The organism is Streptomyces sp. NPDC025806 (assembly GCF_055558275.1).
On the sequence record NZ_JBVHMU010000003.1, the window covers coordinates 18,768 to 32,061 of the forward strand.

Here is a 13,294-nt window from a genome sequence, read left to right on the forward strand (position 1 = left end):
GGACGGCTGATGGACGAGCTGGTGGATGAGGTGGTGGACGAGGTGGTGGTGCGGTCGGTGGCGGTGAGCCGGCGCCGGCTGCTGCGCCTGATACCCGCCCTGGCGCTCGGCGTGCTGTGGTGGTGGGGGGTGCTGCGGCTCGCGTTCGCGCCGGACGCGGGGGCGTTCGAGGGAGCGGTCGCCGCCGGGGGATGGGGATTGAGCCTGTTGCCGGTGCACGCCCTGCCGAAGTCGCGGGCGGTCGGCGTCGTCGGGGCGCCGGGGCGGCACGGCGCGCGGCGCGTGCGGACCCGGGCGCTCGGTGTCGGCCGGGAGCTCGGCGGGGGACTGTGGGCGGGCGTCACCAGGGCATGGCGACGCCTCCGTTCGGGCGGAGGATCTGGCCCGTCGTGAACGAGGCGGCGTCCGACGCGAGATGCAGCACCGCGTGGGCGATGTCCTCGGCTTCACCGACCCGGCCCAGCGGCGACATGCGCGCCATCACGGACTCGGTGCGGGCCTGCTCGGTCTCGTCCTGCCGGTGCGTCATGGGGGTGCGGATCCAACCGGGGGCCACGGCGTTGACGCGGATGCCGTGCGGCCCGATCTCGGTGGCGAGGGTCTTCGTGAGCTGGACGACCGCCGCTTTCGCCGCGCCGTAGCAGAGGAGTTCGGGCCCGCCGGTGTCGACGGCGCCGGAGGCCATCGTGACGATGCTGCCCCGGGTGCCCGCGGCGATCATCGCCCGGGCCGCCTCCTGGCAGGCGTACAGGACGCCCTTGAAGTTGACCGAGAGGACGCGGTCCAGGTCCTCGTCCAGGGTCTCCAGCACCGTGCTGCGGTGCATGATGCCGGCGATCGCCGCCATGATGTCGAGGCCGCCGGAGGTGATGACGGCCGCGGCCACCGCCTCGGCGACCTGGGCTCGGTCGGTCACGTCCACCGTGTGGACGTGCGCGGTGCCGCCCCTTTCCTTGATGAGGGCCGCCGTCTCGTGCAGTCCCTGGGAGTCGCGGTCCGCGCCGTGCACGGTGGCCCCGGCTTCGGCCAGGAGCGCCGCGGTGGCGCGCCCGATGCCCCCGGCCGCGCCGGTGACGAATGCGGTGCGTCCGGTGAGGTCGTACGCCTTGACCGACATGAGGGGACCGTACGAGTGTTCCTGACGGGTCGTCAATTAGCGTGCGGGGATTGACCGGTCGGTGGATTGCCCGTTCAGGGGGAGGGCGCGGGGCCCTTCTGGCAGGCCGGGCACCAGTAGGTGGGGCGGGCGCGGGTGCCATCGCCCTGGTCCGCGACCCGGATCGGGGTGCGGCAGCGCAGGCACGGGCGCGGGGCGCGTCCGTAGACGAAGAGGCGCTCGTCGGGGCGGCCGCGACCTGTGGTCACGCGGATCGGGCGGTCCCGATTGGCCTCGAGGAGCTTCTTCGCGAGCGGCGCGATGTGCTCGGCGGTGCCGGGCGGCAGGTCGCCGATGGGGAGCCAGGGCGTGACCCGGAGCACGAAGCAGAGCTCGGACTTGTAGATGTTGCCGATGCCCGCGAGGTTGCGCTGGTCCAGGAGTGCCTCGCCGAGCGGGCGGGACGGGTCGGCGAGCAGCCGGGTCAGGGCCGAGTCCGGATCCCAGTCCGGGCCGAGCAGATCGGGGCCGAGATGGCCGACCGCCTTGGACTCCTCGGAGGTGCGCAGGAGTTCGAGCACGGGCAGGCGGTAGCCGACGGCCGTGCGCTCCGCCGTCCCCAGGATCGCGCGGATCTGGTGGGCCGGGCCGCCGCGCCAGCGCTCACCCGGGGCGTACACCTTCCAGGAGCCGTCCATCCGCAGATGCGAGTGGAGCGTCAGACCGCCCTCGATCCGGGTCAGCAGATGCTTGCCGCGCGCAGTGACGTCCAGCACCGTGCGCCCGGTGAGATCCGCCGTGGCGAACCGGGGGACGCGCAGGTCGGAGCGGGTCAGCACCTGGCCCGCCAGCGCGCTGTGCAGGCGCCGCGCGGCCTGTAGGACCGTGTCTCCTTCGGGCATGGGGTCAGCCTAGGTCCCGAGCGGTGATGGCTGAGACGGGCTGCGTCTACGCGCGCAGGCGCAGTCCGCGGGGCGTCGCATGGAAACCGGCTCCTTCCAGGAGAGGGGCGTACGGGGAGGTCAGCGCCGCCGTCCCGTTGATCCGCTCGACCGTGATCGTGCCGAGCGCGCCGGAGCGGGCCGCGTCGGCCAGGGCCTGGGCGGCGGCCGGCAGTCTCGGGTCCGCGGCGAGCCCGGCCGGGCTCGGATCGTCCGGCCCGTCGGCGGCCGGCCAGGCCAGCAGGGTCTTGCCGCCGCGCTCCATGTAGACCGTCAGCTCGCCGTCGACGAGCACGACCAGGGAACCCGCCTTGCGGCCCGGCTTGTGGCCCGCGCCGCTCGGAGGCTCGGGCCAGGGCAGAGCCGCCCCGTACGCGTTCGCCGGATCCGACGCGGCCAGGACGAGGGCGCGAGGCGCCGCGCTCTTCGGAGCCGGGGCGTCGACGGGCGCGTACGGGTCGGGCGGGGCCGCACCGCGGTCGCGCGCGTTCGCCGCCGCGCGCAGGCGGTCCACCGCGCCGTCCATCGCGAACTGGGCGGCGCCGAGTCCCTCCACCACGTAGCCGCGCCGCGCCTGCCCGCTCTCCTCGAAGACGGACAGGATGCGGTACGTCGCCGAGAAGCCGCCCTCGACCCCCTCGGCGGCGACCGCGCCACGGGTGACCACGCCGTGCCGGTCGAGCAGGGCCCGGGCCAGGGCGTGCGCGCGCACGGTCGGGTCGGGCTCCTGGTCCGGCAGCACCGACCAGCGGCCGGCGACCGTGGGCGGGCCGGTGCGCGAGGCGGGGCGGGCCGCGCCGGTGAGGCTTCCGTAGCGGCCGCGCGGGACGGCGCGGCGCGCGCGGTGCGCGGTCGAACCGGCGGTGCGGCCGGAGCCGAGCAGGGCGCGCATCGGCGCCAGCGTGTCGTTCGTCAGCCGTCCGGACCAGGCCAGCTCCCAGATGGCGTCCGCCAGTTGGGGATCGGTCGCCTCGGGGTGGGTCGTGGCGCGGACCTGGTCGGCGATCTGGCGGAAGAACAGGCCGTAGCCGCCGGACAGTGCGTCCAGGACCGCGCGGTGGAGCGGGGACTGCTCCAGGGGGTGCGGGGGCGGCAGGAGCAGGGGCGCGGTGTCGGCCAGGTAGAGACTCACCCAGCCGTCCTTGCCGGGCAGGGAACCGGCCCCGGCCCACACCACCTCACCGGTCGCGGTCAGCTCGTCCAGCATCGCCGGGGCGTAGCCGCTCACGCGGGACGGCAGGACGAGCTTCTCCAGGGCGGAGGCCGGCACGGAGGCGCCTTGCAGCTGCTCGATCGCCCGCACCAGGCCGTCGATACCACGCAGGCCGTGCCCGCCGACGTGCTGCCACTGAGGCAGGAACTGGGCCAGCGCGGCGGGCGGCACCGGCTCCAACTCGTGCCGCAGCGCGGCCAGCGACCGGCGGCGCAGCCGGCGCAGGACCGCCGCGTCGCACCACTCCTGGCCGATCCCCGCCGGATGGAACTCGCCCTGTACGACCCGGCCGGCCGCGGCCAGCCGCTGCAGCGCGCCCTCGGTGACCGCGGCGCCCAGTCCGAAGCGCGCCGCGGCCTGCGTCGAGGTGAACGGGCCGTGCGTACGGGCGTAGCGCGCCAGAAGGTCGCCCAGCGGGTCCTTGACGGGCTCGGTGAAGGCCTCCGGGACGCCGACCGGGAGCGCGGTGCCCAGCGCGTCCCGCAGGCGACCCGCGTCCTCGATCGCCGCCCAGTGACCGGTGCCCGCGACGCGGACGCGGATCGCGCGGCGGGCGCCCGCGAGCTCCTCGGCCCAGCCGGGCTCCGCGCCACGCTCCGCCAGCTCGGCGTCCGTGAGGGGGCCGAGCATGCGCAGCCGGTCGGCGACACCCTCGGCGTCCTTGATCCGGCGGTCCTCGGTGCGCCACTGGAGCTCCTGTTCCAGCTCCGCGAGGACGTCCGCGTCGAGCAGCTCGCGCAGCTCCGCCTGCCCGAGCAGCTCGGCCAGCAGCCGGGAGTCCAGGGACAGGGCGGCCGCGCGGCGCTCGGCGAGCGGTGAGTCGCCTTCGTAGAGGAACTGCGCCACATAGCCGAACAGCAGGGAGCGGGCGAAGGGGGACGGCTCCGGAGTGGTGACCTCCACGAGCCGGACCTTGCGCGACTCGATGTCGCCCATCAGCTCCGCGAGGCCCGGTACGTCGAAGACGTCCTGGAGACACTCCCGTACGGCTTCCAGGACGATCGGGAAGGAGCCGAACTCGCTCGCCACCTCCAGCAGTTGCGCCGCGCGCTGGCGCTGCTGCCACAACGGGGTGCGCTTGCCGGGATTGCGCTTCGGGAGCAGCAGCGCGCGGGCTGCGCACTCGCGGAAGCGGGAGGCGAACAGGGCGGAGCCGCCGACCTGATCGGTGACGATCTGGTCCACGTCCCCCTTGTCGAAGGCGACGTCCGCCGCCCCGATGGGGGCCTGGTCGGCGTCGTACTCCAGGCCCGGCTTGGAGGGCTCCTGGTCGAGCAGGTCCAGGCCCATCAGATCGGCGTCGGGCAGCCGCAGGACGATGCCGTCGTCGGCGTGCATGACCTGCGCGTCCATGCCGTACTTCTCGCCGAGCCGGGCTCCGAGGGCGAGCGCCCAGGGGGCGTGCACCTGGGCGCCGAAGGGCGAGTGCACGACGACCCGCCAGTCACCCAGCTCGTCACGGAAGCGCTCCACCACGATGGTGCGGTCGTCCGGGACGTGCCCGCACGCCTCGCGCTGCTCCGCCAGGTAGGAGAGCACGTTGTCCGCGGCCCAGGCGTCCAGGCCGGCCGCGGTGAGCCGGCCGCGCGCGTCCTCGGGCGCCAGCGAGCCGACCTCACGCAGGAACGCGCCCACCGCGCGCCCCAGTTCGAGCGGGCGGCCCAGCTGGTCGCCTTTCCAGAACGGCAGACGGCCGGGGACACCGGGGGCGGGGGAGACCAGCACGCGGTCGCGCGTGATGTCCTCGATGCGCCAGGAGCTGGTGCCCAGCGTGAACACGTCCCCGACCCGGGACTCGTAGACCATCTCCTCGTCGAGCTCGCCGACGCGGCCACCGCCCTTCTTCGGGTCGGCCCCCGCGAGGAACACGCCGAACAGGCCGCGGTCCGGGATCGTGCCGCCCGAGGTGACGGCGAGCCGCTGGGCGCCGGGGCGGCCCGTGACCGTACCGGCCACGCGGTCCCACACCACGCGCGGGCGCAGCTCGGCGAACGCGTCGGAGGGATAGCGCCCCGCCAGCATGTCGAGCACACCCGTGAACGCCGACTCCGGGAGCGAGGCGAACGGGGCGGCGCGGCGCACCAGGGCGAGCAGATCGTCGACCTGCCAGGTGTCCAGGGCGGTGATCGCCACCAGCTGCTGGGCCAGCACGTCCAGCGGGTTCGCCGGGACGCGCAGGGACTCGATGGCGCCCGTGCGCATGCGCTCGGTCACCACCGCCGACTGCACCAGGTCACCCCGGTACTTCGGGAACACGACACCGGTGGAGACCGCGCCCACCTGGTGACCCGCGCGACCCACCCGCTGCAGCCCGGACGCCACCGAGGGCGGCGACTCCACCTGCACGACCAGGTCCACCGCGCCCATGTCGATGCCCAGCTCCAGGCTCGACGTGGCGACGACCGCGGGCAGCCGCCCTGCCTTCAGGTCCTCCTCGACGAGCGCGCGCTGCTCCTTGGAGACCGAGCCGTGGTGCGCGCGGGCGATGACGGTGGGGGCGCCCGCCGCGGCGCCCGAGCCGCCCATGAGCTCCGCCGGGGAGTGGTCCTCGGGAAGCGCCTCTCCTGTGGTGCGCTCGTACGCGATCTCGTTCAGCCTGTTGCACAAGCGCTCCGCCAGGCGGCGCGAGTTGGCGAAGACGATCGTCGAGCGGTGGGCCTCGATGAGATCCGCGATGCGCTCCTCCACATGCGGCCAGATCGAGGGGCGCTCGGCACCCTGGTCCGAGTCCGCCACCGGCGAACCGCCCAGCTCGGCGAGGTCCTCGACGGGGACGACCACCGACAGGTCGAACTCCTTGCCGGACGGTGGCTGGACGATCTCCACCTTGCGCTGCGGCGACAGATAGCGGGCCACTTCGTCGACCGGGCGGACCGTCGCCGACAGACCGATGCGGCGGGCCGGGCGCGGCAGCAGCTCGTCGAGCCGCTCCAGGGAGAGCGCCAGATGCGCGCCTCGCTTGGTGCCCGCCACCGCGTGCACCTCGTCCAGGATCACCGTCTCGATGCCCGTCAGCGCGTCCCGCGTCGCCGACGTCAGCATCAGGAACAGCGACTCGGGCGTCGTGATCAGGATGTCCGGCGGGCGCGTGGCCAGCGCCCTGCGCTCCGCCTGCGGGGTGTCGCCCGAGCGGATGCCGACCTTCACCTCCGGCTCGGGCAGGCCCAGACGCACGGCCTCCTGCCGGATGCCCGTCAGCGGACTGCGCAGATTGCGCTCGACGTCGACCGCGAGCGCCTTCAGCGGGGACACGTACAGGACCCGGCAGCGCTTCTTCGGGTCCGCCGGCGCGGGCGTGGACGCCAGCTGGTCCAGCGCCGCGAGGAACGCCGCCAGCGTCTTGCCGGAACCGGTCGGCGCGACGACCAGCACGTCCGAACCCGCGCCGATCGCCCGCCACGCCCCGGCCTGCGCGGACGTGGGCGCGGAAAAGGCCCCCGTGAACCAGCCGCGGGTCGCGGGGGAGAAGCCGTCGAGCGCCGCGTGGGTCCCACGGGCGTCGAGGGCGCTGTGAGCGTCGCCCGTGTCCCGGGCTCCGTCGCTGGACCTGACCATGCCCCCATCCTGCACCCCGCCACTGACATCAGCCGTGACCTGCGGAAACGGTGACCTCACGGCGCGTGACATGCCGCAGAATGGAGGCCATGGCGGGACAGGGCGAATGGGCACGGCACTGGCAGTACGAACGACTGCCCGGCCTCGATCTGCTGCGCGCCCGCTACGTCCGGCACACCTTCCCGCGCCACAGCCACGACGGCTTCGTCTTCGGCGCGGTCACGCACGGCGTCGAGGCGGTCGGCATACCCGGCGACACGCTCCACGCGGGCCCCGGCAGCGTCGTCATGATCAACCCCGAGGTGGCGCACACCGCGAAGGCGGGCGGGCCCGACGGATGGGCGTACTTCACCCTGTACCCGTCGGCCGAGCTCGTGGCGGAGATCGCCGCCGAGACCACCATGGTCCGCGGCAGCGCCGCTTTCGCGGAGCCCATCGTCACCGATCCGTACGCGGCACGGCTGATCCGTGAGGTGCACCGCGCGGCGGAGCTGGGGAACGCGCTGGCCGCCGACGGCCTGCTCCGGATCGTGCTCGCCCGGATGCTCCGCGACCACGGCACCGCGCTCGCGGCCCGGCCGCGCCGCTCCGCCGGGACCGTCGCCGCGGCCCGCGCGCGGGAGCTCCTGGAGGACCGGATGACGGACCCGCCCTCCCTCGACGCCCTCGCGGCCGAACTGGGCACCAGCCCCTTCGCCCTCCTCCGGGCGTTCCGCGACGCCTACGGGATGCCGCCGCACGCCTGGCTCACCGACGCGCGCGTGCGCCGCGCACGCGGCCTCCTGGAGGCGGGCACACCGCCGGCCGACGTCGCCGCGACCGTGGGCTTCACCGACCAGCCCCATCTGAACCGGCACTTCACCCGCATCGTCGGGGTGCCGCCGGGCGCCTACCAGAAAGAGCGCACGAGGGGGCGCAAGAACGTACAAGACCGCTGAGCCCCTCCTCTCGTAGCGTCCACGACGTGGCAGAACAGGACCTGGCTGAACAGCAGTCGGCCGAAGAGCGGTCGACCGGACGACAGCCGACATCGACAGACATACGGGCCGAGGAGACAGGCGGCGGGGCCCGCAAACCCGATGCCGCCGTCGTCCGGGACGCGCTCGGCGTAGGCGTGGCCGTCGGACTCTCCGGCTTCGCCTTCGGGGTGACCTCGGCGGGCAGCGGCCTCACCGTGCTCCAGACGTGCGCGCTCAGCCTCCTGGTCTTCACCGGGGCCTCGCAGTTCGCGCTCGTCGGGGCGCTGGCGGGAGGCGGCAACCCGTTCACGGCGGCGGCCGGCGCCTTCTTCCTGGGGGTGCGCAACGCGTTCTACGGGCTGCGGCTCTCCCAACTGCTCGCTCTGCCCCGCGCGGTGCGCCCGTTCGCCGCGCACTGGGTGATCGACGAGACGGCCGCCGTCTCCCTCGCGCAGCAGACCCGGCGCAGCGCCCGCATCGGCTTCACCGTGACCGGCCTGACCCTGTATGTGCTGTGGAACCTGACCACCCTGCTGGGCGCCCTCGGCGCGGAGGCTCTCGGCGACACCGACGCCTGGGGGATCGACGCCGCGGGACCGGCGGTGTTCCTCGCCCTGCTGGCGCCCATGCTGAAGACCACCACGGAGCGTGCCGTCGCGGGCATCGCCGTCGTCCTGGGGCTGGGCCTGCTGCCCGTGCTGCCCGCGGGCGTGCCCGTACTCGTCGCCGCACTGGCCGCGCCGGCCGTGCTCTGGGCCGAGGGCCGCACGCGCGGTGACCGTCGCGTGTCCCAGGAAGCACGCAGGCTGCCGGAGGAAGAGAGCACGTCACAAGAAGAAGGCACGTCACAAGTAGGAGACGCGGCACAAGAAGGGCGCGCGTCGCAAGGAGGAGAGCACCGGTGAACTTCTGGATGGCCATCGGAGTCACCGCGGTCGGCTGCTACGCGGTCAAGCTCATCGGCCTGCTCGTACCCGCCGGTGCGCTGGAGCGCCCCGTGGTGCAGCGCCTCTCGGCGCTGCTGCCGGTCGCCCTGCTGGCGGCCCTCACGGCCCAGCAGACCTTCGCGGACGGCCGCGTCCTAGTGCTCGACGCCAAGGCCGCCGGGGTCGCGGCGGCAGCCGTCGCGCTGGTGCTGCGGGCCCCGTTCCTCGTGGTGGTGGGCGCCGCCGTCGTGGTCACGGCGGGGGTGCGCGCGCTGACGGGATGACCGCCCCAGCCGCTCGGTTCGGACGCCTCCTACAAGGAGCGCCCGTAAGCGCGCAGGGTGCGCAGTGCTTCGACGGTCACCAGGGGGCGCGCCTCCAGGACGACCGCCGGGGACCACTGACGCCAGTTGATCGGCCAGCCGCCGTCCTCCTGCTGCTCGCTCTCCAGGTGGTCCAGCGAACGCGCCATCTCCTCGTCGGTGAACCACGCGCACGCCAGCGACTCCGGCGTCTTCGCGTAGTCGTGCGGGAAGTGGTACTCACCCGGGGCGTAGCCGGGCGACACCTCGTAGGTGTCCCGCTGCGCGGGGTCCAGCACCGCGAGGCGCTGCTCGCGCACCAGGCGGCCGAGCCGGTCGGCGGCGGCACGCGCGCGTGAGCGGTCCGGCACCCCGTCGAGGAAGGCGACCGCCGCCTCGATCTCGTACGGATGCGAGGTCTTCAGCGAGTCGACGGCGGCCCAGCAGAACTCCGTGGCCCGGAACAGCCAGGCGTGCCACACCTCGTTGCGGTGCAGCAGACCGACGACGGGCCCGGTGGCGAGCAGCTCGCTCGGCGGGTCGTCGACCACGGGCACGAACGGGGCGTGGGGGTAGCCGCGCTGGCTGGGAAGCACCGCCGGAAGGGCTCCTTCCGGCGTGGAGACGGCGGTGAGATAGCGGCACACATGGTCCGCCCGCCGGCCCGAACAGCGCCCGATCGTGTCCAGGACGCGGAGCGCGTGCCCGGTGTGCAGGGGCTGGCTGACCGGACCGCGCAGATCGGGTTCGAGCGCGTGTCCGTAGCCGTCGTCCTCGGTGCCGTAGGCGTTCAGGGCGGTCTCGACGGCATCGGCGGCGGCGTCGGACTCGCCCGTGAGGAAGTGGTAGGCGAAGCGGCGCTGCTCCAGGACGCGCGCGGTCGACCAGATGAACGCCTCGGCCCGCGCGAGCCGCGACGCCGGGGACGAGGAAGGTGAGGAGGGCGATGAGGGGCGTGGGGATGCTCCGGTTCCGGCCATGTTCCGACCGTAGGGCGCACAGCCCGTACGACAAGTGCCCCGGGCCCGGCTGCACTCTCAAGGGCGGGATACTGGGGTCATGCGGTTGACGGTCTTCTGGCAGCTAATGGCGGATCACTTCGGATCCGGGTACGCCGACACGTTCGCGCGCGACCACGTGATGGCGGGGCTCGGCGGGCGCACGGTCCACCAGGCGCTCGACGCCGGCTGGGAGGCGAAGGACGTCTGGCGCGTGGTGTGCTCCACGATGAACGTGCCGGCGGAGAAGCGCTGACCGGGGTGACGGATCGGGGGGCGGTCACGGGCTGTCGGTGACGTGGGCGAGACTGGCACGGTGGCAGCGACAGACGAGACTCTCCAGACGGCCGACGCCGCACCGCCCGGCACGACGCCCCCCGCGGCGCCTCCCGGGCCGGCTGCGCCGCGCGCGGGCATGCCGCGCTGGCTGCCGCGTGCCATGGTGCTCGCCCTCACCCTCGTCGCCTGTTTCCAACTGGGCAGTTGGGCCTTCCACCAGGTCACCGGGCTGTTGATCAACGTACTGATCGCGTTCTTCCTGGCACTCGCCGTGGAGCCCGCCGTGAGCTGGATGGCGGGGCGGGGCATGCGTCGCGGCCTCGCCACGGGCATCGTCTTCCTCGGCGTGATGATCGCGGGAGCCGGCTTCATCGTGCTGCTCGGCTCGATGCTCGCGGGCCAGATCGTGGACATGTTCGAGGACTTCCCGAAGTACCTCGACCAGGTCATCAACTGGATCAACCAGACGTTCCACACGGACCTCAACCGGGTCGAGGTCCAGGACAGCCTGCTCCACTCGGACTGGCTGCAGAAGTACGTCCAGAACAGCGCGACCGGCGTCCTGGACGTCTCCACACAGGTGCTCGGCGGGCTGTTCCAGCTGCTGACGATCCTGCTGTTCTCGTTCTACTTCGCCGCCGACGGGCCGCGGCTGCGGCGTGCGCTGTGCTCGGTGCTGCCGCCGGCCAAGCAGGCCGAGGTGCTGCGCGCCTGGGAGATCGCCGTCGACAAGACGGGCGGCTACCTGTACTCGCGCGGCCTGATGGCGCTGATCTCCGGGATCGCGCACTACATCCTGCTCGCGCTGCTCGACGTGCCGTACGCGCCGGTGCTCGGCATGTGGGTCGGGCTGGTCTCGCAGTTCATCCCGACGATCGGCACGTACCTGGCGGGTGCGCTGCCGATGCTGATCGCCTTCACCGTGGACCCCTGGTACGCGCTGTGGGTGCTGGGCTTCGTCGTGGTCTATCAGCAGTTCGAGAACTATGTGCTGCAGCCGAAGCTGACCGCGAAGACGGTCGACATCCACCCCGCCGTCGCCTTCGGCTCGGTCATCGCGGGCACGGCGCTGCTCGGCGCCGTCGGCGCGCTGATCGCGATCCCGGCGGTCGCCACCCTGCAGGCGTTCCTCGGCGCGTACGTGAAGCGGTACGACGTCACCGACGACCCCCGGGTGCACGGCCACCGCAGACGGACCGGGGAGTCGCCCGCGGCGCGGATCCGGCGAGCGGTGCAGGGGCGCGGGCAGAGCCAGTAGCAGGCCGGGCCCATCCCGGGCACGGGCTGGGCCATCCCGGGTACGGGTCGGCTAGTCCCGGATACGGGCCGGTGCCGACCGGTCCGGGCGCGGCACGCGGACGACCGCGGTGCCCCCGGCCAGATCCACCGTCGTCCGGTTCGGCGGCGCTCCGTCGTCCTCGCCGTCGGGCAGCACCAGAGCGGACTGCCGCTCCTTCAGCTCGTTCTGCTTGCCCGGCGACAGGCTCGCGTGCAGTTGCTCGAACCCCGTCGCCGATATCTGTCCCTGCCGCGCGCTGTTCCGCCACGGCAGCATGCCGGCCCGGCCCGCGCGCAGCAGCAGCTGGTCGGTGAAGGCGATCACCGTCAGGAGGATCACGAGCCCGGGCAGGGTCATGAAGAAGACGAGTTCCATGGCGCCAGTATCCGCACCGGATCGGTCACCCGTGCCCCGCGTGGTGCGCTTGACACTAAAATCGAACATCCATTCTTATTGGGTGACCAAGGGCTCGCTGCCCAGGATTCCCAAGGGGTCCGGCGGGCGGTGGCCCGGCGAGAAGCCTCGAGTTATCCACAGGCGGACGGGCGTCGAGGCCGATTGTCAGTGGCAGGCGTTAGCGTCTTTGACGTGAAGCGATCGACACAAGCAAACCGGGTGGAACCCATGGCAGGAACCGACCGCGAGAAGGCGCTCGACGCCGCGCTCGCACAGATTGAACGGCAATTCGGCAAGGGCGCAGTGATGCGCATGGGCGAGCGGCCGAACGAGCCCATCGAGGTCATCCCCACCGGGTCGACCGCGCTCGACGTGGCCCTCGGCGTCGGCGGCCTGCCGCGCGGCCGTGTGGTGGAGGTCTACGGCCCGGAGTCCTCCGGTAAGACGACCCTGACCCTGCACGCCGTCGCCAACGCCCAGCGGGCCGGCGGCGCGGTGGCCTTCGTGGACGCCGAGCACGCGCTCGACCCCGAGTACGCGAAGAAGCTCGGCGTCGACATCGACAACCTGATCCTGTCGCAGCCGGACAACGGCGAGCAGGCTCTCGAGATCGTCGACATGCTGGTCCGCTCCGGCGCCCTGGACCTCATCGTCATCGACTCCGTCGCCGCGCTCGTGCCGCGTGCGGAGATCGAGGGCGAGATGGGCGACTCGCACGTGGGTCTGCAGGCTCGCCTGATGTCCCAGGCCCTGCGAAAGATCACCAGCGCGCTCAACCAGTCCAAGACCACCGCGATCTTCATCAACCAGCTGCGCGAGAAGATCGGCGTGATGTTCGGCTCGCCGGAGACCACGACCGGTGGCCGCGCCCTGAAGTTCTACGCCTCGGTGCGCCTCGACATCCGCCGTATCGAGACCCTCAAGGACGGCACGGACGCGGTCGGCAACCGCACCCGCGTCAAGGTCGTCAAGAACAAGGTCGCGCCCCCCTTCAAGCAGGCCGAGTTCGACATCCTCTACGGCCAGGGCATCTCCCGCGAGGGCGGCCTGATCGACATGGGCGTGGAGCACGGCTTCGTCCGCAAGGCCGGCGCCTGGTACACGTACGAGGGCGACCAGCTCGGCCAGGGCAAGGAGAACGCGCGCAACTTCCTGAAGGACAACCCCGACCTGGCCAATGAGATCGAGAAGAAGATCAAGGAGAAGCTCGGCGTCGGAGTCCGTCCGCAGGAGCCGGGCAGCGAGCCGGGCACGGACGCGGCAGCCGCCGCACCCGCCGACGACGCGGCCAAGTCGGTCCCCGCGCCCAAGGCCGGCAAGCCCAAGGCCGCGGCGGCCAAGAGCTAGTCC

Annotated in this window: 12 protein-coding genes; 7 read left to right on the forward strand and 5 right to left on the reverse strand. The window is 73.0% G+C overall.

Translation table 11 applies throughout. The annotated features are described in order from the left end of the window. Positions 1-9: 9 nt before the first annotated feature. Positions 10-393, forward strand: a complete 384-nt coding sequence (locus ACZ4E1_RS07240; RefSeq protein ID WP_467536718.1) for a hypothetical protein — start codon at positions 10-12, stop codon at positions 391-393. On the opposite strand, the gene ACZ4E1_RS07245 is transcribed toward ACZ4E1_RS07240, so the two are convergent. The 3 genes from ACZ4E1_RS07245 to ACZ4E1_RS07255 form a co-directional block, all read right to left on the reverse strand. Continuing rightward, complete coding sequence (locus ACZ4E1_RS07245) at positions 341-1,117, reverse strand: SDR family NAD(P)-dependent oxidoreductase (RefSeq protein WP_467536721.1); 777 nt, start codon at positions 1,115-1,117, stop codon at positions 341-343. The genes ACZ4E1_RS07240 and ACZ4E1_RS07245 overlap by 53 nt on opposite strands. 74 nt (positions 1,118-1,191) lie before the next feature. Then, positions 1,192-1,998, reverse strand: a complete 807-nt coding sequence (locus tag ACZ4E1_RS07250; RefSeq protein WP_467536724.1) for an Fpg/Nei family DNA glycosylase — start codon at positions 1,996-1,998, stop codon at positions 1,192-1,194. Positions 1,999-2,044: 46 nt separating this feature from the next. Then, positions 2,045-6,805, reverse strand: a complete 4,761-nt coding sequence (locus ACZ4E1_RS07255) for an ATP-dependent helicase (RefSeq protein WP_467536726.1) — start codon at positions 6,803-6,805, stop codon at positions 2,045-2,047. A gap of 80 nt (positions 6,806-6,885) precedes the next feature. On the opposite strand from ACZ4E1_RS07255, the gene ACZ4E1_RS07260 reads away from it, so the two are divergent. From ACZ4E1_RS07260 to ACZ4E1_RS07270, 3 genes are all read left to right on the forward strand, one after another. Then, positions 6,886-7,743 carry an AraC family transcriptional regulator gene (locus ACZ4E1_RS07260; RefSeq protein WP_467537574.1) on the forward strand — a complete coding sequence of 286 codons (858 nt, stop codon included), beginning with the start codon at positions 6,886-6,888 and terminating at the stop codon, positions 7,741-7,743. A gap of 101 nt (positions 7,744-7,844) precedes the next feature. Further along, the gene (locus ACZ4E1_RS07265) at positions 7,845-8,669 is read left to right on the forward strand and encodes an AzlC family ABC transporter permease (protein WP_467537576.1); all 825 of its coding nucleotides are present in this window, start codon (positions 7,845-7,847) and stop codon (positions 8,667-8,669) included. Beyond that, a complete protein-coding gene (locus ACZ4E1_RS07270) occupies positions 8,666-8,974 on the forward strand; it encodes an AzlD domain-containing protein (protein WP_399129641.1) in 309 nt (102 codons plus the stop codon). The genes ACZ4E1_RS07265 and ACZ4E1_RS07270 overlap by 4 nt, the downstream gene beginning before the upstream one ends. A 29-nt stretch (positions 8,975-9,003) precedes the next feature. On the opposite strand, the gene ACZ4E1_RS07275 is transcribed toward ACZ4E1_RS07270, so the two are convergent. Further along, positions 9,004-9,972 carry a hypothetical protein gene (locus tag ACZ4E1_RS07275; protein WP_467536729.1) on the reverse strand — a complete coding sequence of 323 codons (969 nt, stop codon included), beginning with the start codon at positions 9,970-9,972 and terminating at the stop codon, positions 9,004-9,006. A 79-nt stretch (positions 9,973-10,051) separates the two neighbouring features. Here ACZ4E1_RS07275 and ACZ4E1_RS07280 point away from each other — a divergent pair, with 79 nt between their 5' ends. Both ACZ4E1_RS07280 and ACZ4E1_RS07285 read left to right on the forward strand, forming a co-directional pair. Continuing rightward, entirely contained in the window at positions 10,052-10,246 is a 195-nt protein-coding gene (locus ACZ4E1_RS07280) for a DUF3046 domain-containing protein (RefSeq protein WP_467536730.1), read from the forward strand. Positions 10,247-10,306: 60 nt separating this feature from the next. Then, on the forward strand, positions 10,307-11,527 hold the full coding sequence (locus tag ACZ4E1_RS07285; protein WP_467536733.1) for an AI-2E family transporter: 1,221 nt from the start codon (positions 10,307-10,309) through the stop codon (positions 11,525-11,527). 51 nt (positions 11,528-11,578) lie between these two features. On the opposite strand, the gene ACZ4E1_RS07290 is transcribed toward ACZ4E1_RS07285, so the two are convergent. Beyond that, complete coding sequence (locus ACZ4E1_RS07290; RefSeq protein ID WP_467536735.1) at positions 11,579-11,923, reverse strand: DUF6191 domain-containing protein; 345 nt, start codon at positions 11,921-11,923, stop codon at positions 11,579-11,581. Between the two features lie 249 nt (positions 11,924-12,172). Here ACZ4E1_RS07290 and recA point away from each other — a divergent pair, with 249 nt between their 5' ends. Further along, a complete protein-coding gene (recA, locus tag ACZ4E1_RS07295; protein ID WP_399129647.1) occupies positions 12,173-13,291 on the forward strand; it encodes a recombinase RecA in 1,119 nt (372 codons plus the stop codon). Positions 13,292-13,294 lie beyond the last annotated feature (3 nt).